Below are 23,410 nucleotides of genomic sequence, written 5' to 3'. Positions count from 1 at the left end.
CAGTGTTATCCCCGGGTCTCGACTACTTTACAACACGGGGCTGAACAAGCGAGCAACATGGATCAGCACTCGATACAGGTAATGCAACCGCGCATATTCGCCTGCATCGATTTCAATCGCCTGCTCAAAATCCGTCTTCAGCATCTGCTCGACCTCGCCGGCAAACACCGTATCGATATTCAAGGCAGAGATCTCGAAATTCAACCGCAGCGAGCGGTTATCCAGGTTCATGCTGCCGACCGCCGCCGTGTCGTCATCGATCAGCAACACCTTCTGATGAGTGAACCCAGGCTGATAGCGGAACACGCGGATGCCGGCGCGCACCGCCTCGTGTGCATTCAAGCTCGATGCCAGGAACACGGTGCGGTGATCCGCGATGGCCGGGATCAGGATGCGCACGTCGACGCCGCGGAACACCGCCAGCTGCAGCGCGGCGTTGACGGCCGAGTCTGGCACCAGGTAGGGCGTGGCGAGCCACAGCCGGTGGCGGGCGGCATGTATCGCCTGGACGAAGAACAGCGAACAGGTTTCTTGCGCGTCGGCCGGTCCGGTGGCGGCGATCAGGCTGGTGGCCTGGCCGTCGCCGGCGCGCGGCGGCAGCAAAGCCAGCGGTTCGCCGGTGATCCAGTGCCAATTTTCATCGAAGGCCAGCTGCAGGTCGGCCACTGCCGGGCCCTGCAGTTCCATGTGGGTATCGCGCCACGGCGCCAGCGGCGGCTTGAGGCCGAGGTATTCGTCGCCGACGTTGAGGCCGCCGACAAAACCGCGCCAGCCGTCCACCACTACTACTTTGCGATGGTTGCGGAAGTTGAGCTGGAAGCGGTTGCGCCAGCGCCGTGTGGCGAAGCGGTGGATCTGGACGCCGCCGGCGCGCAGGATGGCATCGTAGCTTGCCGGCAGGTCGTGGCTGCCGACGCCGTCGTACAGCACGTGGACGCGAACGCCGGCGGCGGCGCGTTCCAGCAGCGCCGCTTGCAGCCGGCGGCCCAGTTCGTCGTCGTGGATGATGAAAAATTGCACCAGCACATAGTGCTCGGCGCTGGCGATGGCTTCGAAGATCGCATCGAAACTGGCCTTGCCGTCAACCAGCAAACGCAGGCGGTGGCCGCTCAGGAACGGCACGCCGAGCATTTTGCTGATGGCCTGGTAGCGCTGGGCGCCGGCATGCGGCGGGTATTGCGCAGCTAACGCCAGCTGGGCCGGATCGTCCAGCTGGCGCAGGCGCGCCAGCCGTGAATGATGCAGTTCGGCGTAGCCTGTGAAGCGTTTACTGCCGAGGAACAGGTAAGGCAGCAGCGTGAAATAGGGCAGCAGCACCAGCCCGAACACCCAGGCCACCGCGCCTTGCGGCGTGCGGGTGTGCATCAGGGCGTGGATCGCGGCGACGACGCCGGCGGCATGCAGCAGCAGAACGAGAGTGGAAACCAGGGCAAGCGGCAAATACTGCATTCAGACAGCTCCGAATTTCATGGGCAGCTTGCATATTAGCCAATATATCGGTCAATAAGCAGGGCCGCCCGCTTATTTTTTTGCCTGCAGCGCAATCCGCACCGCCAGGCCGGCCAGCACCGTGCCCATCAGCCAGCGCTGGATCAGCAGCCAGCTGGGCCGGCTGCCCAGCACGCCGGCGATCGAACCGGCGGCCAGCGTGACCATCGAGTTGACGGTGATGCTGACCACGATCTGGATCACGCCCAGCACCAGCGACTGCACCAGGATGCTGGCGCCGTTGGGGTCGATGAATTGCGGCAGCAGGGCCAGGTAGAGCAAGGCGACCTTGGGGTTGAGCAGGTTGGTGAACAGGCCCATCAGGAACAGTTTGCGGTTGCTGTCGGCGGGCAGGTCACGCACTGCGAACGGCGAGCGGCCGCCGGGTTTTACCGCTTGCCAGGCCAGGTACAGCAGGTAGGCGGCGCCGCCGAAACGCAGCAGGTCGTAGGCCAGCGGCACGGCAAACAGCAGGGCGGTGATGCCGAACGCGGCGCACAGCATGTAAAACACAAAACCGGTGGCGACACCCGCCAGCGACACGAAGCCGGCCTTGGGGCCTTGGCAGATCGAGCGCGAGATCAGGTAGATCATGTTCGGTCCAGGCGTCAGCACCATGCCGAAAGCCACCAGCGCAAAACCCAGCAATAAATTAAGATTCGGCATACACGATTCCAGAGGATTGTCAGGAAGCCCGTCTGGGCCAGCTTGCGTATTTTGAGCTAAAACTTGCCGGCTCGCATGGGTATTTCGAGGCAGGGCGTTTTTAAAAAAAGGAAGCAACAGATGAAGCTGTTACGAGTGGGTCCCAAAGGCCAGGAAAAACCGGCCATGCTGGATGGCGGCGGCAAGCTGCGCGATTTGTCGGGCGTGGTCAGCGATATCACCGCGCAACAGCTGACGCCCGCCGGGCTGGCGAAGCTGCGTGCGGTCGATCCCGCCAGCCTGCCGGAAATCGCCGCTCCCGGCCGCATCGGCACGCCGTTTACCGGCCTCGGGAAATTCATGTGCGTGGGCCTGAACTACAGCGACCATGCCGCCGAATCGGGCTTGCCGGTGCCGCCGGAGCCGGTGCTGTTCAATAAGTGGACCAGCTGTTTCGGCGGCCCCAACGATGCTATCGTGATGCCGAAAAATTCAGTCAAGACCGACTGGGAAGTCGAGCTGGGCGTGGTGATCGGCAGCAAGGCGCGTTATGTCGCGCTGGACCAGGCGCTGTCGCATGTCGCCGGTTATTGCGTGATCAACGATGTCTCCGAACGCGAATACCAGATCGAACGCAGCGGCACCTGGGACAAGGGCAAGGGCTGCGATACTTTCGGACCGGTCGGGCCGTGGCTGGTCACCGCCGATGAAGTGGCGGATCCGCAAAACCTGTCGATGTGGCTGGAGGTCAACGGCAAACGTTTCCAGAACGGCAGCACCAGGACCATGATCTTCAATGTCGCTTTCCTGATCCACTACATCAGCCAGTTCGCCACCCTGTACCCGGGCGACATCATTTCGACCGGTACGCCGCCTGGCGTCGGCATGGGGCAAAAGCCGCCGCTGTACCTCAAGCACGGCGACGTGGTGCGGCTCGGCATTGACGGCCTGGGCGAGCAGCAGCAGACCGTGCACGCCTGGGACGAGAGTTTGCTGGACTGATTTATTTGTGCTTGGATGGCACAAGTGTTGTTCTGATTTCCTGGATTGTTATGTCTACGGGAATAAATAATAATAAATAATCATTCCGGCAGTCAATGTTTGACGCGCTTATTGTCAACAATGGACGCCAACATACCGAGGCAAAACCATGAAATCAGAAAACATCAGCCATCTGCTGACACGTGCGCATACGCATGACATTGTCTACCTGGCAGAGGACCAGACCATCTCGATCCAGAAAGCCTTGAAACAAGGCGAACGGATCAAGTGTCTGAGCGGCTTGCTGTGGATTACCGCCGAAAATTTCAAAGGCGATATTTTCCTGAACGAAAACAAGGACGTTGAAATGCACGGCGCCAAGCACATCGTGATCACCGCCCTGAAACCATCCAGTTTCACTTACGAGCAAGCGGCGCTCTAGTCGATAGCGTAATATTTGGCATTGCTCGCCGCTACCGGCGAGTGTCTTGGCCTGATCGAGGCCGCGGAGAATGCCAATGTCTTTTGATGTCGACCTGTTTGTCATCGGCGCCGGTTCCGGCGGTGTGCGCGCGGCGCGCTTTGCCGCCGGTTTCGGCGCTCGCGTAGCGGTGGCGGAAAGTCGTTACCTGGGCGGCACCTGCGTCAACGTCGGCTGCGTGCCGAAAAAATTCCTGGTCTATGGCGCCCATTTCAGCGAGGACTTCGAACAAGCCTCCAGTTTTGGCTGGACTGCCGGCAAGCCGCAGTTCGACTGGAACACGCTGATCGCCAACAAGAACCGCGAGATCCACCGGCTCAACGAAGTCTATCGCGGTCTGCTGCTCAACAGCGGCGTCGCCTTGCATGAGGGCCATGCCAGGCTGCTGGACAAACACACGGTGGAGATCAACGGCCAGCACATCAGCGCCGCCAACATCCTGGTCGCCACCGGCAGCTGGCCGCAAGTGCCGGATATCCCGGGCAAGGAATTCGCCACCACCTCCAACGAAGCGTTCTTCCTCAAGGAATTGCCGCGCCGCGTGCTGGTGGTCGGCGGCGGCTACATCGCCGTCGAATTCGCTTCCATCTTCCATGGCCTGGGCGCGCAGACCAGCCTGCTGTACCGCGGCGACCTGTTCCTGCGCGGATTCGACCATGGCGTGCGCCAGCACCTGAACGACGAATTCAAGAAGAAGGGCGTCGACCTGCAGTTCAAGGCCGATATCGCCAGCATCGCGAAACGTGCCGACGGCAGTTTGCAGGCCACCTTGAAAGACGGCCGCGTGCTCGATACCGACTGCGTGTTCTACGCTACCGGCCGGCGGCCGATGCTGGACAACCTGGGCCTGGAGAATGTCGACGTGGCGCTGGACGCCAAGGGTTTTGTCAAGGTCGACCAGGAATACCGCAGCTCGGAACCCAGCATCCTGGCCTTGGGCGACGTTATCGGCAAGGTGCAGCTGACGCCGGTGGCGCTGGCGGAAGGCATGGCGGTCGCGCGGCGCTTGTTCCGCCCCGAGGAATACCGTCCGGTCGACTATCACCTGATCCCGACCGCGGTATTCAGTTTGCCGAATATCGGCACGGTGGGGCTCACGGAAGAACAGGCGCAGGCCGCCGGCCACAAGCTGAAGATCTTCGAGACAAAATTCCGGCCGATGAAGCTGAGCCTTGGCGACTATCATGAAAAAACCATGATGAAGCTGATCGTCGACGCCGATAGCGACAAGGTGCTCGGCTGCCACATGGTGGGGCCGGACGCCGGCGAAATCATCCAGGGCATTGCCGTGGCCTTGCGCGCGGGCGCGACCAAACGCGTGTTCGACGACACCATCGGCATCCATCCTACTTCTGCCGAAGAGTTCGTCACGCTGAGGACACCGCGGCCGGATTGACGGTTTCATGAGCAAAAGATGAACGTCTGCTGCTAACATGGCAGGCTGCAAACCAACATCAAGAAACTGAAACTGCGCATGAACGAAAAACCGGAATTGATAGAAGAAGACGAGGGCGCCGGTTTCACGCGGCGCCGTTTCCTCGGCACCGTGGTTGCGGCTGGCGCCAGCCTGGCGCTGTCTGACTGCGCCAGCGACGGCAACCAGCAGATCGCCGCTGCAACCCAGGAAAAACTGCTGGACCAGAAGCTGCAATCGGCCATCAAGCATGTAGTGGTGATCTACGCCGAGAACCGCAGTTTCAATAACCTGTACGGCAATTTCCCCGGCGTGCAGAGGCCGCTATCTCAAACTATGCAAGCGCGCTACACCCAGCTGGACCGCGACGGCAAGACGCCGCTGGCGCAGCTGCCCAAGATCTGGGGCGGCCTGGTGCCGCAGGCGCAGGAAGTCGGCGGCCAGCGCTACATGATTGCCGAAGACCAGATCAGTGGCCTGCCGAACGCACCGTTCAAACTGAGCGACCGCCATGGCAAACCTCTGCCGCAGGGCGTGATCACGCGCGATCTGTGGCACAAGTTTTACCAGAACCAGATGCAGATCAACGGCGGCAAGAACGACCAGTTCGTCGCCTGGGCCGATTCCGGCGGCCTGACCATGGGCCACTACGGTGAAACCGCCAGCAAGCTGCGGCTGTGGAAGCTGGCCGAGCAATATACCCTGTGCGACAATTTTTTCATGTCAGCCTTCGGCGGTTCCTATCTCAACCACATCTTCCTGGTTTCCGGGCAGACGCCTTTTTATCCCGACGTCCACAACAGCCCGGCGCGCCACAACGTGGCGACCGTGGAGGGTGACGATCCCAAAGGCACGCGCCTGAAACTGGATGACAAGAATCCGGCCTCGGCCATCGATGGCCCGCCGAAATTCCTGCGCGACCGCGCCATCACGCCGGACGGCTACGCCGTCAACACCATGGCGCCGCCATACCAGCCGAGTTTTGTGAAACCGGCCATGGGCGGCGATGCGGCTTACGCCAACGTCGACGATCCGATGGTGCTGCCGCCGCAAACCTATGCAACCATAGGCGACCGCCTGTCGGAAAAGGATATCAGCTGGGCCTGGTATGCCGGCGCCTGGCAGGCCGCGCTGGAAGGCAAGGCGAACGACGATGCCGTGCCGAATTTCCAGTACCATCACCAGCCGTTCAACTACTTCAAGAGCTTTGCTCCCGGCACGGCGTTGCGCGAGGCCCACCTGAAAGACGCCGGACTGGGCGACGATCCGGCCACCAACAAATTCCTGGCAGAGATCGACGCAGGGCGTTTGCCGGCAGTGAGTTTTTATAAACCGCAGGGCAACCTGAACCTGCATGCGGGTTATGCCGATGTCGAGTCGGGCGACCGCCATATTGCCAACGTCATCGCCCACTTGCAGCGCGGGCCGCAATGGCAGCACATGGTGGTGATCGTCACCCACGATGAGAATGGCGGCTGGTGGGACCATGTGGCGCCGCCCAAGGGCGACCGCTGGGGACCGGGTTCGCGGATTCCGGCCACCGTCATTTCGCCATATGCAAAAAAAGGGTTTGTCGACCACACTGTGTACGACACCACCTCGATCATGCGTTTCATTACCCGCCTGCACGGCTTGCGCAAACTCGATGCTCTGGTGGCGCGCGACCAGGCGTTCCGGGATAACCGCCTGGCGCCGCTGGGCGACCTGACCAATACCCTGGATCTGGCATAGGCCGCCGCCAACACTATTTACAGGAGGAAGAATAATTGGATCAGGTTGAAATGATTATCCGGCTGCTGATAGCCGCGGCCCTGGGCAGTGTCATCGGCTTCGACCGCGAACGTTTATCCTGGGCCGCCGGCCTGCGCACGCACATGTTGGTGTGCGTCGGCTCTGCGCTGGTGATGATCGTCTCGGCCTACGGTTTCCAGGAGGTGGTGGGCAAGCCGGGGATTGCGCTGGATCCGTCGCGGATGGCGGCCCAAGTGGTGTCCGGCATCGGTTTCCTCGGCGCCGGCTCGATCCTGCTGCGCGGCGAGGTGATCCGTGGCCTGACGACTGCCGCCAGCCTGTGGTCAGTGGCGGCAGTGGGGCTGGCGGTAGGCGGCGGTCTTTACATCGCAGCGGCGGCGGCGACGCTGATCATCCTGATCATCCTGGCCGGCCTCAAGCCTCTGGAAAAACGCTTCTTCGTGGCACGCCAGCGGCGCGAGGTGCGGCTGGTGGTGCGGCGCGGCGCCATGACTTTCCAGATGTTCGGCCAGCTGCTCGACAAGGGCACGGCGCAGATCGAGCAGTTCATCGTCGAGCAGAACGCCAACGACGCCGATATCGAAGAAGTCACCGTGGCGTTGCTGCGTGTGCTGCCTAGCGAATTCGATGTCATCCTGGTCAAGCTGAAAGCGCTGCCGGATGTGCATGAAGTGAGTGAAATCCGTTTGCCGTAGATGCGGATTGTCGGCTGAAGTATTGAGGCGGGCTTCACATTGCGTGAAGCCCGTTTTTGTTAACGCTGCTTATTGGAACTGGTAGCGCATGTTGGCGTAGATGTAGCGTCCTACCAGGTCGTTCTGGTTTTGCACGAAGTCATCCTTGTAGGCCGTATTTGCATATACCGGGGCCTTGTCAAACAGGTTGTTGACGCCGAAGTTTAATGTCAGATTTCTCATCAGCTTGGTGTTGAAGTTCATATCCCACACAGTGTATGACGGCACGCGCGCATTCGTGATGGCAGGATCCTGGGAGTGGGTCGGGTCGTCGATATTGCGGGTGCTGGCGTAAGTTCTGGCGGTGAATGCCAATTCGTTGCCGGCATATTCGTATGCCGTGCGGAAGGAATTGCTCCACCTTGGATGATTGAGCGAATCCAGCCTGCTCACCGGACCGGCTCCCGGCGTGGTGCTTTGCTTGAAGCTCAGCGTATAGTTGTTGACCTCACGGAATTTGAGCTTGCCCCAGCTGCCGAGAGCGATATCATATTTCACATCCAGGTCAAGACCCTGAAGATCTGTTCTGCCCACGTTAATATAGGGAGAAGTGATGCTGCTGATCCGCCCCTTGTTGAGTCCCGGATTACGCGCTTCCAGCGCCGCATTGCGCGGATCGCGGCCAATCAACGCTGCATAACCGGGAATGATGTCCTCGTTGTCCAGGATGTATTGCGGATCGAGCGACTGGATCGTGTTGCGCTGTTTGATTCCATACCAGTCCAGCGATGCCGACAGGTCCCTGATTGGCTGCCATACAACGCCAAACGAATAGTTGTTGGCTTTTTCAGCCTTCAGATCCGGATTGCCTTGTAGGTAAACTCTGGGACTATAGCTGCAATTGGCCCCGACATACCCGAGCGGACCGCAACGGGCACGGTCGGCTACCGTGGTATAGGCGGTCGTGGTTGATGCAATCTCTGGCAATGTCGGCGCCTTGAACGAGGTAGTGGCCGAACCGCGCAGCAAGATCTGATCTGACGGTCTCCACGCTAATGCAATTTTGGGATTGATTGAATTGCCGAAGTCGCTATAGTGATCGCCGCGCAACGCCAGTTGCATTTCGACCTGTTTCATCAGCGGGACATTGAACTCGCCATACAGCGAATAGACAGAGCGGCTGGCTTTGCTGCTGTTGGCGCCCAGATTGGTGATCTGTCCCGCGACAGCCAGCGGATCCGGTTGGTCGTCGATGGATTCATGCCCGGCTTGCGCGCCCCAGGCAAACCCGACCGGTGCGCCATTGAACGAAAACAAGTCTGGCGCCGACATTTTCCAGTCAATGGTTCCTAGCCGCGATGTTGCCACCCGCTCGGTAGTGGTCAGCAGTGGATTGACCACGCTGGCTGGATTCCAATAAGCAAAGGGATCATAGCCGCCATTGCCGAGCAAGCCGCTTTGCAGCGATGCCGACGATACATCTTTCAAGACGGCATTCGAGCCGGTTTCTTTGAGGCGGTTCTGATTGAGGCTGATGGCTGCCTCGCTGTCCCAGCGGCCGATTTCGCCACGCCAACCACCTACCAGGCGCACACTGTCGCTGGTCACTTTACTTTGTTGTGGGGCAGCTTCGTAAATGCCGCGGTACAGGCGCAACTGGTCGCCGGGTGTAAAGCCTTGCAGTGAACCGTCTGCGCTGGGGCCAGGCAAGTTGGCAAGGCCCGGATTGGTCGAGCCAGCGGTCTTGCCAATGAATGCGCTGTCAAATTGCGGGAGGCCTCGTTCAGTGGTGCTTTCGCTGTGGCTATATGAGGCTTCGCCAAATAATTCGTCGCGGCCGTTGAGCCGTTTGGTAAAAATCGCTGAAATACCGCCGCGCAGCACTTTTGGCGACAAACGCACCACGGGATTAGTGAAACAGCGTGTATCACCTGTGCCTGCGCTGATGCCAACGGTGCCGCGGCAGCCGGGTATCGGGATGCCCGGTTCGGCAGTGGTAAGGTCGTTCAGGCTGCCCAGGTAGCGGTTTATGCTTCGGCTGTCGCCACCCCCAAAACGACTGAAGTCGCGATTGGCGGTAGCGTCGTGTTTGTCGCTGGATAAGGGATTGCGGCGCAGTACGTCGACTGTCAGCAGCAGATTTTGTCCATCTTTATCCAGGTCGCCCCAGCCTGCGGTGATGCTGGCGCCGGCCGTGCCGCCGTCGCCTTTTTCATTCGTGCCAAGATTTGCTGTGGTTTCGATGCCTTGGTAGTTGCGCTTGGTTTTGAAGTTGATCACGCCGGCGACGGCATCGGAGCCGTAAATGGCGGAGGCGCCGTCACGCAGGATTTCGACCGATTCGATCGCCGCCAGCGGCAAACTGTTGAGGTCGACAAAGGTATCTTCTGCGTTATTGGCAAAGCCGTAATTGGCCAGGCGGCGGCCGTTCAACAATATCAAGGTGTATTTGGCGCCCAGGCCGCGCAAAGCCACCGAAGCAGCTCCCTTGGCGAATGAGTTATTGTCATTGCCGCTCAATTCCACGGAAACCGACGGCATCTTGCTCAGCAGCTCAACCACGGTGCTGGCGCCGGATTTTTCAATCGCGTCGCGTTTGATGATTTCCACTGCGGTCGGGCCTTCCTTGTTGACGCGTGAAATGTTTGAGCCGGTTATGGTAATGCGTTCAAGATTCTCGGGAACGGGAGCGGCGGGTTGGTCAGCGCCGAAGGCGAGGGGCAGGTGGATGAGGCCGATTGCTGCGAGGGTTGATGCCAAAACTGTTTTCTTCATCTGGGAAAGTCTCCATCTTTGGTAAGGAAATGATCGATTTCGCTTCATGCTTTGTTACAGGTGGCCGGATAAGCCATCTGTAAAGCAAGGGTTTCCAGTGCCGTCAGCGCGGACAGCGTATGTCCGGATGACGAACAGCACCCCGATAATGACCATGCTTGGGGTGCTGTTATTTCATTTTGTATCAATCTGTCGCGTGATGTAACGCGCTTGAAATATTTAACTTTTTCGTTGGTTTTTTTGTTGTTTTATTTTCCTATCGGCACTATTTTGAAGAAAAATATGATAAATAAATTTCTATTAGGCAATAAATGTTACCTTGATTGTCATTCGTATTTGTCGTGCGTTATTTGATAATCAAATCAAATTAGATACAAATTAATACTAATGAAAGATGTTTTTAAAAGAGCATTGGGAAATTTAATGGACTAATAAGCAATTATTGGTGAATTAAATATTTTTATTGAATATCATTATTTTTTGTAAAAACTAACGACTAAAACGCCCATAAAGTGGAGGCGGCGCTCAAGTAAAAGATCGTCCTTTGGAATAGGCAATGTGCTTTAATTGCCGGATACAAATGCTTTTGTCAAAGGCAAGCAATGAACACCATGACAACTCCGGCCGGCATCGAATTCGACCAGACCCAGCTGGAGATCCGGCGCGTATTCGATGCCCAGGGGGGCACCGCGCTGCGCCTGCGTCAGTCAGGCAAGGCCGAGCGCCTGCAGAAAATCAGGAAATTGAAGAGCGCGCTGCTGGCGCACAAGGATGAAGTGATTGCCGCCGGCTTTGCCGATTTCGGGAAACCGGCGGTCGAGGTGGAGTTAAGCGAAATCCTGCCTGTGATCGCCGAGGCCAACGACGCCATCCGCAAGCTGGGGCGCTGGATGAAACCGAAGAAAGTCTGGCCATCGCGCATGATGGCCGGCACTTCCGGGTATACCCAGTACGAGCCCAAGGGACGGGTATTGATCGTGGCGCCCTGGAATTATCCGGTGAACCTGAGCCTGGGGCCGCTGGTGTCAGCGCTGGCGGCGGGCAATACGGTGATCCTCAAGCCGTCGGAAATGACGCCGCATGCTTCGGCCGTCATAGGCAAGATCATCCGGGAAGTATTCGCTGAAGACGAAGTGGCGCTGTTCGAGGGCGATGCGCCGGTTGCCCAGGCGTTGCTGGAGCTGCCTTTCGACCATATCTTTTTCACCGGCTCGCCGGCCGTCGGCAAGATCGTCATGGCGGCGGCAGCCAAACACCTGACCAGCGTCACGCTGGAACTGGGCGGCAAGTCGCCCACCATCGTCGATGAGACGGCCGACCTGCAGGCAGCGGCGCAAAATATTCTGTGGGCCAAATTCACCAACAACGGCCAGACCTGCATCGCCCCGACCACATCTATGTGCACGCCAGCGTCAAGGAAGCTTTCCTCGGGCACTGCGTAGCGGCGCTGGAGAGCGCCTATGGCAAGGGCGCGGAGCAAGCCGGCAGCGCCAGCCTGGCGCGCATCGTCAACCAGCGCCACACTGCGCGCGTCAAGACTCTGCTGGACGACGCCACCGCGCGTGGCGCGCGAGTAATTACCGGCGGCGCAGTCGATGAAGCCCAGCGTTATATTGCGCCAACGCTGCTGGACGGGATTCCGGACGACGCCAAGATCATGAGCGAGGAAATTTTCGGGCCGCTGCTGCCGGTGATCGGCTACGACCAGGTGGATACGGTGATTGCGCGCATCAATGCCGAACCCAAGCCCTTGGCGCTGTACATCTGGAGCCGCAAACAGGCGAATATCGCCAAGGTGATGCAGCAGACGACCTCGGGCGGCGCCTGCATCAACCATTGCGTGGTGCAGTTTTTGCACGGCAACCTGCCGTTCGGCGGCGTCAACAATTCCGGCATCGGCAGCGCCCACGGCCACTATGGTTTCCTGGCGTTTTCGCATGAGAGGGCAGTGGTGCGCACCCGCATCATGCTGGCCAAGATGTTCTATCCACCCTACACCGGCTTGACGCGTAAGCTGGTTGCGCTGTTCATCAAGACGGTCTGAACCTAATCGAAATCGGTCGCCGCAACGAACAATGCAAGCAGCATCTCCAGCCCCTGCAGGTCCTCAGGCCGGAAGCGATTCAGTGTGGGGCTGTCGATATCGAGTACGCCGTATAGCTGCCCGTCTTTAATGACCGGAATGACAATTTCCGAGTTCGATGCCGCATCGCAGGCGATGTGGCCGGCAAACGCATGCACGTCCGGCACCAGGATGGCTCGGCGTTCCGCGGCTGCGGTGCCGCACACGCCTTTGCCGAACGCAATCCTGGCGCAAGCCACCTTGCCCTGGAACGGTCCGATCAGCAATTCCTCGCCATTCGCCTTTTTGGCTGGCTTGACCCAATAGAAGCCGGCCCAGTTCAGGTCGGCCAGCGACTGGTAGATGAATGCGGAAAACTGTGCGGCGTTGGCCGTCTGGTTGCGCTCATCTTCAAGAAGACTGGCGGCCTGGCGCGCCAGCAGAGTGTAGTCGACATCAATTTCGGCGGTAAGCGAAGCGAACATGGCAATCCTTAAAAAGTTTGGTTGATTCCGTGACTGCTGCCGGCTGGTAGGGACGAGACAGGCAGCAGTCATCTCATGATTTATTTTGGCGCGGTGAAGCGGGCTCGTTGCGACGCAGCCTCGCGCTCCTTCTCGGCGAACGCCTCGCGCGCCGCCAGCATCGCCGGCCGGTGTTGCGTTGCCCAGTCATACAGCGACTGCAAGGGCACAATCAGCAGGCGTCCGAGCTCGGTCAGTTCATAGTCGACGCGCGGCGGTATGGTCGGGTACATGGTGCGGGTAACCAGGCCGTCCTGCTCCAGGCCTTTCAGGGTCAAGGTCAGCATGCGTTGCGATATGCCTTCCACCGCACGCAGGATGTGGTTGTAGCGCATCGGTCCCTGCGCCAGGGAGCCAACCACCATCACAGTCCATTTGTCGCCTATGCGGCCAAGTGTTTCAGCAACGGCCCGGCATCCCTCGTGTTGATGCTCCCCAGCGCGAACAGGAATGTTCGTATCGCTCAAAATTGTGCCTCCTTGTGCAATCTTTTACGCAGCATATCATAGCGCTACGAACAAAATGTTTCTAACGGTCGATCTGTGCGTGGCTGATGCCGCTCCAGTACCGACATTTGAAAATTCCATCACGAGGTTAGCCATGCAAGTCTTGCACATCGATTCCAGTATTTCCGGCGCACAATCCGTCAGCCGTCAATTGTCAGCCGGCGTTGTAGCTCGCCTGAAAGAAACTTCTCCTGGCCTGGAGCTCATTTACCGCGACCTGGCGGCGGCGCCTGTGCCGCAGCAGTCGCCAGCCATCCTGTTCGCCAAGCTGACGAGCTTGCATGAAATGGGCGCGCTGTCGGGCGAGATCGACGCCATGATCGCCGCCGCGTTGCAGGGCGGCGCCGGCCGGATGCCTCAGCGCAGTCCGAGTTCGCCACGACCAATGTCGCCCTGGATGAATTCCTGGCCGCGGACATTATTGTCGTGGGTGCGCCGATGTACAACTTTGGTATTCCAAGCCAGCTGAAAGCATGGATCGATTGCCTGGCGGCTCCCGGCAAGACCTTCAACTACAGCGCGGCAGGCGTCGAAGGCCTGGCCGGCGCCAAGCGGGTGATTATCGCTTCGGCGCGCGGCGGGTTCTACTCTGAGGCGTCGCCGATGGCTTTCATGGATCACCAGGAATCGTTCCTGAAGAGCTTCTTCACTTTCATCGGCGTTACCGACCTTGCCATTGTCCGTGCCGAGGGCATCAACCTGGGGCCTGAACAAAAGCAGGGCGCGCTTGACTCTGCGCTGGCTGAGGTCGCCACTCTGAAAGCTGCATAGAACAATGAGGGATGCAAGGGCTGTGCGGTATCGAAGTCCGATTAACCGGCAGGTCTTGCATCCGATTCATGCGTTGCGCCGGAATTTCAGGAAGTCATCGACGATAGGCACGATCGCCAGGCACATCAGGGTGGCGGCAAGCACCGCAGTCGCGATGAAGCCGATATGCTTGAAGCCCAGCGCGCCGGCCAGGCCACCGCTGAAAAACAGCATGACCAGGGTCGCCAGCAGCCGCAGTTTGCCGCGGTCGGCGATCACGTCTGGCCGCCCGCGGTCCGGCTCCAGCCGGTTCCAGTAGACCAGCTTGCCGAGTTCAATGCCGATGTCGGTGACCATGCCGGTGATGTGGGTGGTGCGGATCTCGGCTTTGGAAATCTTGGTGATGATGGCGTTCTGCAAGCCCATGATGGCGCACAACAGGATCACGGTCATCGGCACGAACAGCCATTTATGACCCTCCAGGTTGCCTCCCAGCAGGCCAAACACGAGCAGCAGGCCCGCTTCCAGCATCAAAGGCAGCGCGAACTCCGCCTGCAGGTCTTGCCTGCGGCCCCAGTTGATCAGCAATGCGGATGTCATGGCGCCGAACAGGAACGACAGCAGGCAAGCCAGGCCTGCCAGCATCAGTCCCAGCGAACCTAGCGCAAGATTGTCCGCCATCGACGAAACGATGCCGGACATGTGGGAAGTGTATTGCCCGACCGCCAGGAAGCCGCCGGCATTGATCGCGCCGGCGATAAAAGACAGGAAAAACGCCAGGTGGCGGTTTGCTTGCTGGCTGCGGTCCTTGCCAGTCAGTTTTCTCAAATACGGAATCGGCATCGATGACAGTCGCTTGAGCTGGACAACATGATATTACGCCGCTGTACGCCGATTGGTTCAGTCATATCGAACTATCGGGCTAGAGCAGGACAATATGAGTCCAAACTGAGTACAAACGTTAAAGATTGTTATTTCATCGACATCTGGTCAACGACGGCATCGCGCCTTCCGTTTTTGGTGGGAAACTCTCATTCCTCCCAATCATTGCGTGCCCGACATGAAAACCTTCTTCTATTTCTATCGTTATTACCGGCAAAGCGGCTACAGCATGATTCCGGCGATGAAGCGGGCCTGCCGTTCCCGCAGCCGCGAATTCTAGAAGCCCGGGCGGTTTCGGCTGGTCCCGTATCAATGGCATTAAAACAATAGCTTACTGAAAACAGCGGTTTGGAAGTATGCTTGAAGCATGGAAATCGAATTAAAACTGCTATTGGAGCCGCGGGATGTCGCCAGCTTCCGCCGCCATCCCCTGTTATCACATTACGCTACCGGCAAACCGCAATCGCGGCAGCTGACTAGCATCTACTTTGATACACCCGAGCTGTACCTGCAGCAAAGCCACACTGCGCTACGGGTGCGCAAAGTGGGGGCGCGCTGGGTCCAGACTTGCAAGAGCGGCGGCCAGGCGGCGGCCGGTTTGCATCAGCGGCCCGAGTGGAGTCTGACATCAGCGGCGCGGCGCCTGACCTGCAAGCGCTGCGTGGGCTGCTTGAGCCAGGTTCAGCGGTGGCCGCGTTGTTGTCGGCGCCGGACCTTGCCAACCGCTTGCGGCCGATATTCACGACCCAATTCAAACGCACGATCTGGCTGCTGAGATCGCAGGCGGGGGACGAAGTCGAGCTGGCCCTGGACCAAGGCGAAATCCTCCATGGCGACAAAAGCATTGCCATCAGCGAAATCGAACTGGAACTCAAATCCGGCGCTGCGGCGAGCTTGTTTGAGCTGGCTTTGGCCTTGCAGCAGACGCTGCCGCTGCGCGCGGCCAACGCCAGCAAGGCCGAGCGCGGTTACTCCATGCATGCGCCGCAAGCGCCTGCCGTAGTCAAGGCGCAGCCGGTCGAATTGGCGCCCGGACTGACGCTGGAGCAAGGATTCCAGGCCTTGCTCGGCAACTGCCTGGCGCAGATGCAAGGCAATGAAGACGGCGTGGTGCACGGCGCCGATCCGGAAAACCTGCATCAGATGCGGGTCGGGCTGCGGCGCTTGCGCGCCGCGCTGGGCCTGTTCAAGAAAGTGATTCCGACGCCGCCGGAAATAACGGAACGGCTTGACTGGCTGGCCGCTACGCTGGGTCCGGCGCGCGATTGGGAAGTGCTGGCGGTGGCGACGCTGGACGATGTAGTAAGGCGCTGTCCGGATCAGCGGCAGCTGGAAAACCTGCGGCAGCTGACTGCCAGCGAAGCCGGCCGGCGTCGCCACGCGGTCGCGGCGGCGGTCAACTCGCGTGCCTATACACGCTTGCTGTTATTGCTGGGAAGCTGGATAGAAGGGCGGCGCTGGCGCGAAGAGCTGGATGCGGCGCAGGTGACCGCATTGTCTGCACCCCTGAAAAAATTCGCTGTCAAGAAACTGGCCGGCCTGCAAAAGAAACTGCTGAAGCGCGGCAGCCGCATCGGGCAGCATGACGCCGCCAAGCGCCACATGGTAAGGATCGCCGCCAAGAAGGCGCGCTACGCCAGTGAGTTTTTTGCCTCGTATTTTCCACCTAAACGCGGCCATGCTTATGTGGCGGCGCTGAGCGACCTGCAAGACGGCTTGGGCGCGGCCAATGATCGTAGCGTGGCTGCCCAGCTGCTGCTGCAGGTCGCCGGACAGCATCCCGAGCTGGCGCAATCCTGCGGCCTGGCCGTCAAACTGCTGGCTTCCGGCAAAAAACACAATAAGTCGAAGATCGGCCGCTTGTGGCGAAAATTCGCCGGATTGAAGCCGCCGTCGCAGCCGCATTGAACCTGATAATTTGGTCCTGCCGGGCTATTTGGTGCAAAATACGCTCGCCGGGCTCTTCCTGTAACACCGTGGATGAAGGTGAGCACGGCAAGAAACACCGGAGTGAAATCATGACCTACGAAGAATACCTGGATGAAGTCACCACCTTGCTGGTGGAGTTGTTCGACGTGAAAGAGAAGGCGGCGATCAAATACGTGATGAACGCGCAAGCCGAGGATTTTTTTACGCTGCACGACGACGATCCCGCCATGCGTACGCTGGAGCGCGCGCGGGAAGACGCCAAGGCGATTTACGAACAGCGCAACAAGCCGCGGCCTGAAATGTATCGTAAAAATGTATTGTAAATAAGCCGGGTGCAGGCGGTTACAATGGCAGCCCATCATTTTTATGTCTCCGGACCTCATACATGACAGAATCAATCCGCCTTGCAAAACATCTGGCTGAACTGGTTTCCTGCTCGCGCCGCGAAGCCGAGCAATATATCGAGGGCGGCTGGGTCAAGGTCGATGGCAAGGTAGTGGAAGAGCCGGGCCTGCGCATCGGCGCGCAGCAGCAGGTGGAACTGGCGGCGGACGCCACGCTGGAACCGCAGGACCCGGTAACCATCCTGTTCCACAAGCCGGCCGGCCTCGACCTGTTTGCCGGTCCGGCGCTGAGCGAACTGGCCTCAGACCTGATCGTACCTGACAAGCGGGCGGCCGACGACCGCGCCGAACTGCGTTTCCTGAAGCGCCACCTGGCCAACCTCAACCTGATCGAACCGCTGGAGACATTGGCCAGCGGCTTGCTGGTGTTTACCCAGGACTGGCGGATCACCCGCAAGCTGGTGGACGACGCCGCCAAGATCGAGCATGAATACATCGTTGAAGTGGCCGGCGACATCGTTCCTGACGGACTGAAATTGCTGAACCATGGCTTGAGCTTCAACCGCAAGCCGCTGCCGCCGATCAAGGTCAGCTGGCAAAATGAAAAGCGCCTGCGCTTTGCGCTCAAGGCGCCGCCGCGCGGACTGGTCGTGCATATGTGCGAACAGGTTGGGCTGCAGGTAGTGGCCAGCAAGCGTATCCGCATCGGCCGCCTGCCGATGGCCGGCCTGGCGGTCGGCGAATGGCGTTATCTGCTGGGTTACGAGCGGTTCTGACGTTTTTTTGACATTTAGGCTTGCGGCCTGTCGCCTTGGCAGGCCGCCGCGGGATTGGCCTTGAATGCCGTGATATTGGCGGCAATGCCGCTGACCACATCCGCCACCGTGCGCTGCACTCCAAGCACCAAACCATCAATGCCAGGATTGACTGCCGCTGCCACACTCAGTTGGCAAGCGCTGCTGCGGCCGCTGTCGGAGCGGCTGATGGTCCAGCCGTAAGTGGCTTGCACCTTGTCGCCGGGCACGGCGTCAAATTCGCGCAACTCGACCGCAATCCGATATACCGGCTGGTCCGTCGGTCGGCCGCTGCGGCTGACATCGATGGCTCCCAGTCGATTGGCGATGCCGCTCGCCAAGGCATCTCGCAACTCATTGTTGAACGGCGACGACCAGCGTTCCTGTTCCAGGATGTCGACCCGGGTGCTGGAAGCGCTGCCGGCGCTGCGCACCACCAACTGCGGCCGCGCCAGGCGTTCCGGCAGCGAGACCGGCGCCACGTCGATATACAGCTTCGAATTCTGGATGGCCGGCGCAGCCGCTGTCGGCGTTGCGAGCGTGTAAAAATGGGTCGGAGCGGAAGCGCAGCCGGCCAGCAGCAGCGCAGTGACGATAGCGATGGTGCAGATGCGGGTGGTCGATGTCATTATTTGTTTTCCTCTTGCTTGCCGCGGATCAGTGCTTCCGGATGGCGTTCCAGGTAGTCGGTCAGGATCCGCACCGACGCCGCCGAGCGCGTCAGTTCCTGCAGGGTCGCACGGATGTCCTGCTGCAGCGGCGCGTTGTCGGACAGGGTGCGGTTGGCGTTGTCCAGCGTCACGCGCACATCCTTCATGGCCGCCGTGATTTCCGGAGCCACGTCGTTGTTCAGGCTTTTGGTCAGCTGCTCGGCATTGAGCAGGGTGCGGTTCAAGGTGCCCAGTGTTTTCTGCAGGTCGGCGGCGATCTGGTCGAACGGCACCTTGCTGAGTTTCTTGGCGATCTCGGCGATCTGCGACTGGATTTCATCCAGGCTGTTAGGAATCGTCGGCAGCTCGATGATCGCAGTCGAAGTGTCGATGGTGGCCGGGGCCGCTTTCGGGAAAAAGTCGAGTGCGATGTAGAGCTGGCCGGTCAGCAGGTTGCCGGTGCGCAGCTGCGCCCGCAAGCCGCGACTGACCATGTATTGCAGGCGCTGTTTGGCGGTGTAGCTCGAATGTTTTTCATCTTCGGCATACCTGCGCCCCAGCCGCTCGGGATAAACCTGCACCACCACCGGCATGTTGAATTCGCGGCGTTTGGCATCGTATTCGATGCCTATCGATTTGACCTCACCCAGCACCACGCCGCGGAAATCGACGGTAGTACCCGGCGTCAGGCCGCGCAGCGACTGGTTGAAATACATCACCACGGTTTCCGACGGACCGTCCGGCTCTTTCAGGGCTGCTTCCTCGTCCGCAGCCAGGTTGAAAGTTGTGTTTTCCTTGGCCGTCGTGCCCAGCTGGTCGTCCGGCGCCTGGAACGCTATGCCGCCCAGCACCACGGTCGCCAGCGATTGCGTGCGCAGCTTGAAGCCGCTGGCGTTGATCTGCATGTCGAAGCCGCTGGCATGCCAGAAGCGGGTGTTGATGCCGATGAACTTATCGTAGGGCGCATCGATGAAAATGCGCAAGGTCACGCCTTTGCCGTCGGCATCGAGGTCGAACGCCGCCAGCTGGCCGACCTTGATGCGGCGGAAATAAACCGGCGAACCGATGTCCAACGAGCCGATGTCGGTCGCGTGCAGCATGTACTGCTTGCCTGAGGCGTCGAGCCTGACGATAGGCTGCACTTCCAGTCCGGTGAATTCGTCTTTCTTTTCCTTCGAGGTGCCGGCGTCGGCGCCGATGTAAGCGCCCGACAGCAAGGTGCCAAGGCCAGAGACGCCGGACGCCGCCACCCGCGGCCGCACTACCCAGAAGCGGGTGTCGGCGGCTGTGAAGCTTTCGGCTTCTTTCGACAGCTGGATATTGGCCAGCACGTGGGAACGGTCTTTGCTCAAGGTGATGGTCTGCACCAGGCCGATATCGACATCCTTGTACTTGACCTTGGTTTTTCCGGCCTCCAGGCCTTCCGCGGTGCGGAACGTGATGGTAATCGATGGTCCGCGTTCGACCAGGATCTTGACCACCAGCGTCAAGCCGACTACCGCGGCCACAATCGGGATCAGCCAGATCAGCGAAGGCAGCCAGTCGCGCTTGCGGCTCAGCTTCGGTTGCGGCAAAGGCGGCAGTGCGTTGTCAGGGGTATTTTCATCACTCATCTTGTGCTTTCATTCTTTGATTCTCATCCATCTCTTGATTGCTGCTGTCCCCGCTGTTGTCCCAATTTAGGCGCGGATCGAAACTGAGCGCGGCCAGCATGGTGAGCACCACTACCGAGGCAAACGCCAGCACGCCGAAGCCGGCGGTGATCTTGGCGAATCCTTCAATCTGCACCAGGCCGGCCAGCAGCGACACCACGAATACGTCCAGCATCGACCAGCGGCCGATGATTTCCACCAGCCGGTACAGCTTGGCGCGCTGCAGGCGACGCCAGCGGCTGCGTTTTTGCGCGGTCCAGGTCAGCAGGATCAGGGAAGCCAGCTTGAACAGCGGCACCAGGAAACTGGCGATGAAAATGATCGCCGCCAGCTCCCAGGCGCCGGATACCCAGAAATAGATCACGCCGCTCATGATCGTATCCTCTTGCACGCCGAGCAAGGTCTTGGTGATCATCACCGGCATCAGGTTGGCCGGGATGTACATGATGCAGGCAGCGATCAGGAAAGCCCAGCTGCGCCTGATGCTGTCCGGCTTGCGCAGGTGCAGGGCGGTGCCGCAGCGCTGGCAGTGTTCGTGTTCGCGCACCTCTTGCCAGACGGTGCCGCAGTGATGGCAGGACATCATGCCGAGGCCGGCAGCGGTGCGCACCGCCAGGTCTTCGTCTGCGGCAGCGGCGGCTGTATTCGCGGTGGCGGCGTCGGCGCTCATGCAATCTCTCCCTGGCTGCCGATTGTCTCTTCAGCGTAAGCCATTTTCCAGAAATGGCGGGGATTGAAAGAAACCACCGCGGTCAGCAATACCGTCAGCACGCCGAACGCCCACAGAGCCACGCCCGGGATCACGGTCGCCATGTTCGATAATTTCACTACCGCCACCAGCACACCTAGCAGGAACACTTCCACCATGCCCCAGGGCCGCAAGCTCTGCATGGCCCTGACCAGCCAGCTGAAACCGGGAGGCCGGTGCTGCTTGGCCAAGGACACCAGCAGGTAAAACAGGAACAGCAGCTGCAGCAGCGGAAACAGGATAGTAGTGGCTAGCACCAGCAAAGCCACCAGCGACATGCCTTCGGTGGTCAGCGACAGCACGGCGCCGAACAGGGTGGTGCGGCTGCTCAGGCCTTGCAGTTCGATCTCGACGATGGGAAAGCTGTTGGCGATCACGAACATGATCAGGCTGGCCACCGTCAGCGGCAGGATGCGCTCGCGCTGGCGGCCGGCGTCGCGCTCCAGTTCGGTGCCGCAGCGTGGGCAGTGGGCAATCTCCCCACGGTGCAGCTGCACCTTGCGATACAGGGCATCGCATCCTTCGCAGGCAATCAGGTCGGGGACTTCGCGCATGAGTAGCTAAAAAATTGAGTAGGTATGATTCTAACAATAATCTGCGCCGGCACCGACAGATAGTTGAAATCATAGCTTGCCCAGGCAAGGATGGCGGGCCGCCGGCGCGGGGAAATCCAGTTGACACTTCTACTATATTCACATAGTGTGGCCGGGCGGCGGACCCTTCAAGCCGGCGCGCTGTTACCTCGTGTAATGGAACGCCTCTGCGGGGCTACCCCGCGGGATATTTTGGCTTGGCAATGCAACGCATGAGCGGCGCTGCACCACGGTGCAGATATGCTCACGCATGACGGGACTGGTTGAAGGCTCTCCGCCGCCTCGTTTACCTTAACCTGATGAATCCAAAAACTTTCGTCGCTTTAGCCCTGGCAGACACCTTCCTCGCGCGCGAAGCGAGTCTTGACGCCATGCTGCAAGGTGCCAGGTGGGCGCTGGGCAAGAAATGGCGCTGGATTCCTTCATTGTGCCGGGCCATCCACAAACAGACCGGAGAACAGCTGCATAGCCATGGCCGCACCGAGCTGGCTGCGCTGATCCTGGCCCACGAGGGGTTTGCCGACGCATGGCTGGACAGCGAGCCGCCGCAGGTCCGGCATTTTTGTCTCGACCCGCCTGTTGCCGCTGAGCCGCCGGCGTGGTTGTCCGCATTGGCGCTGCCCGTGCTTGCCACCGCTGCCGATCTGGCGCAATGGCTGAAAGTAACGCCGTCCGAGCTGGACTGGTTCGCCGACCAATGGCGTAACAGTCAGGCGACGACGACAGCCCTGCAGCATTACCACCATCGCTGGATAGCAAAACGCAGCGGCGGGCTGCGCTTGATCGAAATTCCCAAGCCGCACCTGCGCACCATGCAAACCCAGGTACTGCGCGGCTTGCTCGACCGGATCCCGCTGCACCAGGCGGCGCACGGCTTCCGCCGCGGCCATTCATGTGTGACGCACGCGGCGCTGCATGCCGGCAAGCGTGTGGTGATACGGATGGACCTGAAGGATTTTTTTCCAAGCATTCCGGCGGCCAGGGTCCACGCATTATTTATAAAGCTTGGTTATCCGCCTAAAGTGGCCGGTTTGCTTTCCCGCCTGTGCACATACCGGACCCCGGGCAACGTGCTGAATCAGCCGGGTCAAAAAATTCCTTGGCAAGAACGCCAGGCCTTGCGCACACGCCATCTGCCGCAAGGCTCTCCATGCTCGCCGGCGCTTGCCAATTTATGCGCTTACCGGCTGGACATGCGCTTGCAGGCTCTGGCGACGGCGCTTGATGCCCGTTACAGCCGCTACGCCGACGACCTGGTGTTTTCCGGAGAGAGCGGGCTGGAACGGGCGATGGACCGTTTCCATGTGCAAGTGGCGGCAATTGCATTGGAAGAGGGTTTTGCTGTCAACGCCAGGAAGACCAGGATGATGCGCAGCGGCGTCCGGCAGCAGGTGACCGGCATCGTGGTTAACCGCCATCCCAATATCCCGCGCCAGGAATTCGACAAGCTGAAGGCCGCGCTGACAAACTGCATACGCCACGGCCCGGCGTCGCAGAACCGGGAGGGACGAGACAACTACCGGCAATTCCTGGCCGGCCGGGTCTCGTATGCGCAGATGGTGAACCCGCAACGCGGCAAGCGTTTGCATCGGTTATTTGAACAAATCTCATGGCCCGGCTCCTAGGCTGTCTAGCAAATCCGTCGGTTTTACGGTTCCGTCTGGATTTTTGTTGTTATCCAGTTAATTTATCCGCCGGCCCTGGCGGTTACGGCCACCGGCGCGTCATACGTGTTTTTCGGAATGCTCGTAAAATGGATGGCTAGC

The 23,410-nt window shown here is 59.7% G+C and carries 18 protein-coding genes and 4 pseudogenes; 12 read left to right on the top strand and 10 right to left on the bottom strand.

Features of this window, described 5'->3' with window-relative positions; translation table 11 throughout:
- Positions 1-27: 27 nt before the first annotated feature.
- Together cls and CFter6_RS13160 are read right to left on the bottom strand one after the other, a co-directional pair.
- Positions 28-1,449, bottom strand: coding sequence for a cardiolipin synthase (gene cls, locus CFter6_RS13165; RefSeq protein ID WP_061540313.1), 1,422 nt, complete (start codon positions 1,447-1,449; stop codon positions 28-30).
- A gap of 72 nt (positions 1,450-1,521) precedes the next feature.
- Positions 1,522-2,154 carry a LysE family translocator gene (locus tag CFter6_RS13160; RefSeq protein WP_061540312.1) on the bottom strand — a complete coding sequence of 211 codons (633 nt, stop codon included), beginning with the start codon at positions 2,152-2,154 and terminating at the stop codon, positions 1,522-1,524.
- A gap of 120 nt (positions 2,155-2,274) precedes the next feature.
- Here CFter6_RS13160 and CFter6_RS13155 point away from each other — a divergent pair, with 120 nt between their 5' ends.
- The 5 genes from CFter6_RS13155 to CFter6_RS13135 all read left to right on the top strand — a co-directional run bounded on the left by CFter6_RS13155 (position 2,275) and on the right by CFter6_RS13135 (position 7,456).
- Entirely contained in the window at positions 2,275-3,135 is an 861-nt protein-coding gene (locus CFter6_RS13155; RefSeq protein ID WP_061540311.1) for a fumarylacetoacetate hydrolase family protein, read from the top strand.
- 148 nt (positions 3,136-3,283) lie between these two features.
- Positions 3,284-3,556, top strand: a complete 273-nt coding sequence (locus CFter6_RS13150; protein ID WP_061540310.1) for a DUF2917 domain-containing protein — start codon at positions 3,284-3,286, stop codon at positions 3,554-3,556.
- A gap of 76 nt (positions 3,557-3,632) precedes the next feature.
- Positions 3,633-4,991, top strand: a complete 1,359-nt coding sequence (gene gorA, locus CFter6_RS13145) for a glutathione-disulfide reductase (RefSeq protein WP_061540309.1) — start codon at positions 3,633-3,635, stop codon at positions 4,989-4,991.
- A 78-nt stretch (positions 4,992-5,069) separates the two neighbouring features.
- Positions 5,070-6,740: an acid phosphatase gene (locus tag CFter6_RS13140; protein WP_061540308.1), complete on the top strand. Its 1,671-nt coding sequence runs from the start codon at positions 5,070-5,072 to the stop codon at positions 6,738-6,740.
- Positions 6,741-6,790: 50 nt separating this feature from the next.
- Positions 6,791-7,456 (top strand): MgtC/SapB family protein, encoded by a 666-nt coding sequence (locus CFter6_RS13135; RefSeq protein WP_041743376.1) that lies wholly within the window; start codon positions 6,791-6,793, stop codon positions 7,454-7,456.
- Between the two features lie 69 nt (positions 7,457-7,525).
- Here CFter6_RS13135 and CFter6_RS13130 read toward each other — a convergent pair whose 3' ends face one another.
- The gene (locus tag CFter6_RS13130; RefSeq protein ID WP_236904259.1) at positions 7,526-10,195 is read right to left on the bottom strand and encodes a TonB-dependent receptor; all 2,670 of its coding nucleotides are present in this window, start codon (positions 10,193-10,195) and stop codon (positions 7,526-7,528) included.
- A gap of 617 nt (positions 10,196-10,812) precedes the next feature.
- Between CFter6_RS13130 and CFter6_RS13125 the strand changes: the two are divergent.
- Positions 10,813-12,254 (top strand): annotated as a pseudogene (locus tag CFter6_RS13125) (aldehyde dehydrogenase family protein).
- 2 nt (positions 12,255-12,256) lie between these two features.
- Here CFter6_RS13125 and CFter6_RS13120 read toward each other — a convergent pair.
- On the bottom strand, positions 12,257-12,757 hold the full coding sequence (locus CFter6_RS13120) for a GAF domain-containing protein (protein ID WP_061540306.1): 501 nt from the start codon (positions 12,755-12,757) through the stop codon (positions 12,257-12,259).
- A gap of 80 nt (positions 12,758-12,837) precedes the next feature.
- A complete protein-coding gene (locus CFter6_RS13115) occupies positions 12,838-13,161 on the bottom strand; it encodes a winged helix-turn-helix transcriptional regulator (protein WP_150118748.1) in 324 nt (107 codons plus the stop codon).
- A gap of 235 nt (positions 13,162-13,396) precedes the next feature.
- Between CFter6_RS13115 and CFter6_RS26965 the strand changes: the two are divergent.
- Positions 13,397-14,073, top strand: a pseudogene (locus CFter6_RS26965) (FMN-dependent NADH-azoreductase).
- Between the two features lie 93 nt (positions 14,074-14,166).
- On the opposite strand, the pseudogene CFter6_RS13105 reads toward CFter6_RS26965, so the two are convergent.
- Positions 14,167-14,895: pseudogene (locus CFter6_RS13105) on the bottom strand (YoaK family protein); the annotation flags it as partial.
- Positions 14,896-15,301: 406 nt separating this feature from the next.
- On the opposite strand from CFter6_RS13105, the pseudogene CFter6_RS26960 reads away from it, so the two are divergent.
- The 4 genes and pseudogenes from CFter6_RS26960 to CFter6_RS13090 all read left to right on the top strand — a co-directional run.
- Positions 15,302-15,508: pseudogene (locus tag CFter6_RS26960) on the top strand (CYTH domain-containing protein); the annotation flags it as partial.
- A gap of 41 nt (positions 15,509-15,549) precedes the next feature.
- Positions 15,550-16,842, top strand: a complete 1,293-nt coding sequence (locus CFter6_RS13100; RefSeq protein ID WP_061540303.1) for a CYTH and CHAD domain-containing protein — start codon at positions 15,550-15,552, stop codon at positions 16,840-16,842.
- A gap of 110 nt (positions 16,843-16,952) precedes the next feature.
- Complete coding sequence (locus CFter6_RS13095; protein WP_061540302.1) at positions 16,953-17,186, top strand: hypothetical protein; 234 nt, start codon at positions 16,953-16,955, stop codon at positions 17,184-17,186.
- A 62-nt stretch (positions 17,187-17,248) separates the two neighbouring features.
- A complete protein-coding gene (locus tag CFter6_RS13090) occupies positions 17,249-17,983 on the top strand; it encodes an rRNA pseudouridine synthase (RefSeq protein WP_061540301.1) in 735 nt (244 codons plus the stop codon).
- A gap of 14 nt (positions 17,984-17,997) precedes the next feature.
- Here the strand turns inward: CFter6_RS13090 and CFter6_RS13085 are convergent, their stop codons facing one another.
- The 4 genes from CFter6_RS13085 to CFter6_RS13070 are packed head-to-tail and all read right to left on the bottom strand — an operon-like array spanning position 17,998 to position 21,605.
- Positions 17,998-18,630: a PqiC family protein gene (locus tag CFter6_RS13085; protein WP_061540300.1), complete on the bottom strand. Its 633-nt coding sequence runs from the start codon at positions 18,628-18,630 to the stop codon at positions 17,998-18,000.
- Positions 18,630-20,264 carry a PqiB family protein gene (locus CFter6_RS13080; RefSeq protein ID WP_061540299.1) on the bottom strand — a complete coding sequence of 545 codons (1,635 nt, stop codon included), beginning with the start codon at positions 20,262-20,264 and terminating at the stop codon, positions 18,630-18,632. The genes CFter6_RS13085 and CFter6_RS13080 overlap by 1 nt, the downstream gene beginning before the upstream one ends.
- A complete protein-coding gene (locus CFter6_RS13075) occupies positions 20,257-20,973 on the bottom strand; it encodes a paraquat-inducible protein A (RefSeq protein WP_061540298.1) in 717 nt (238 codons plus the stop codon). The genes CFter6_RS13080 and CFter6_RS13075 overlap by 8 nt, the downstream gene beginning before the upstream one ends.
- Positions 20,970-21,605, bottom strand: coding sequence for a paraquat-inducible protein A (locus CFter6_RS13070; RefSeq protein ID WP_061540297.1), 636 nt, complete (start codon positions 21,603-21,605; stop codon positions 20,970-20,972). Before CFter6_RS13070 ends, CFter6_RS13075 begins: the two co-directional genes overlap by 4 nt.
- A 338-nt stretch (positions 21,606-21,943) precedes the next feature.
- On the opposite strand from CFter6_RS13070, the gene CFter6_RS13065 reads away from it, so the two are divergent.
- Entirely contained in the window at positions 21,944-23,269 is a 1,326-nt protein-coding gene (locus tag CFter6_RS13065; RefSeq protein ID WP_061540296.1) for a reverse transcriptase family protein, read from the top strand.
- Positions 23,270-23,410: the final 141 nt, after the last annotated feature.

The sequence above is a fragment of the Collimonas fungivorans genome (assembly GCF_001584145.1).
GTDB lineage: Bacteria > Pseudomonadota > Gammaproteobacteria > Burkholderiales > Burkholderiaceae_D > Collimonas > Collimonas fungivorans.
Note: the sequence above shows the minus strand (reverse complement) of the source record. Positions and strands in the feature narration are given on the sequence as shown.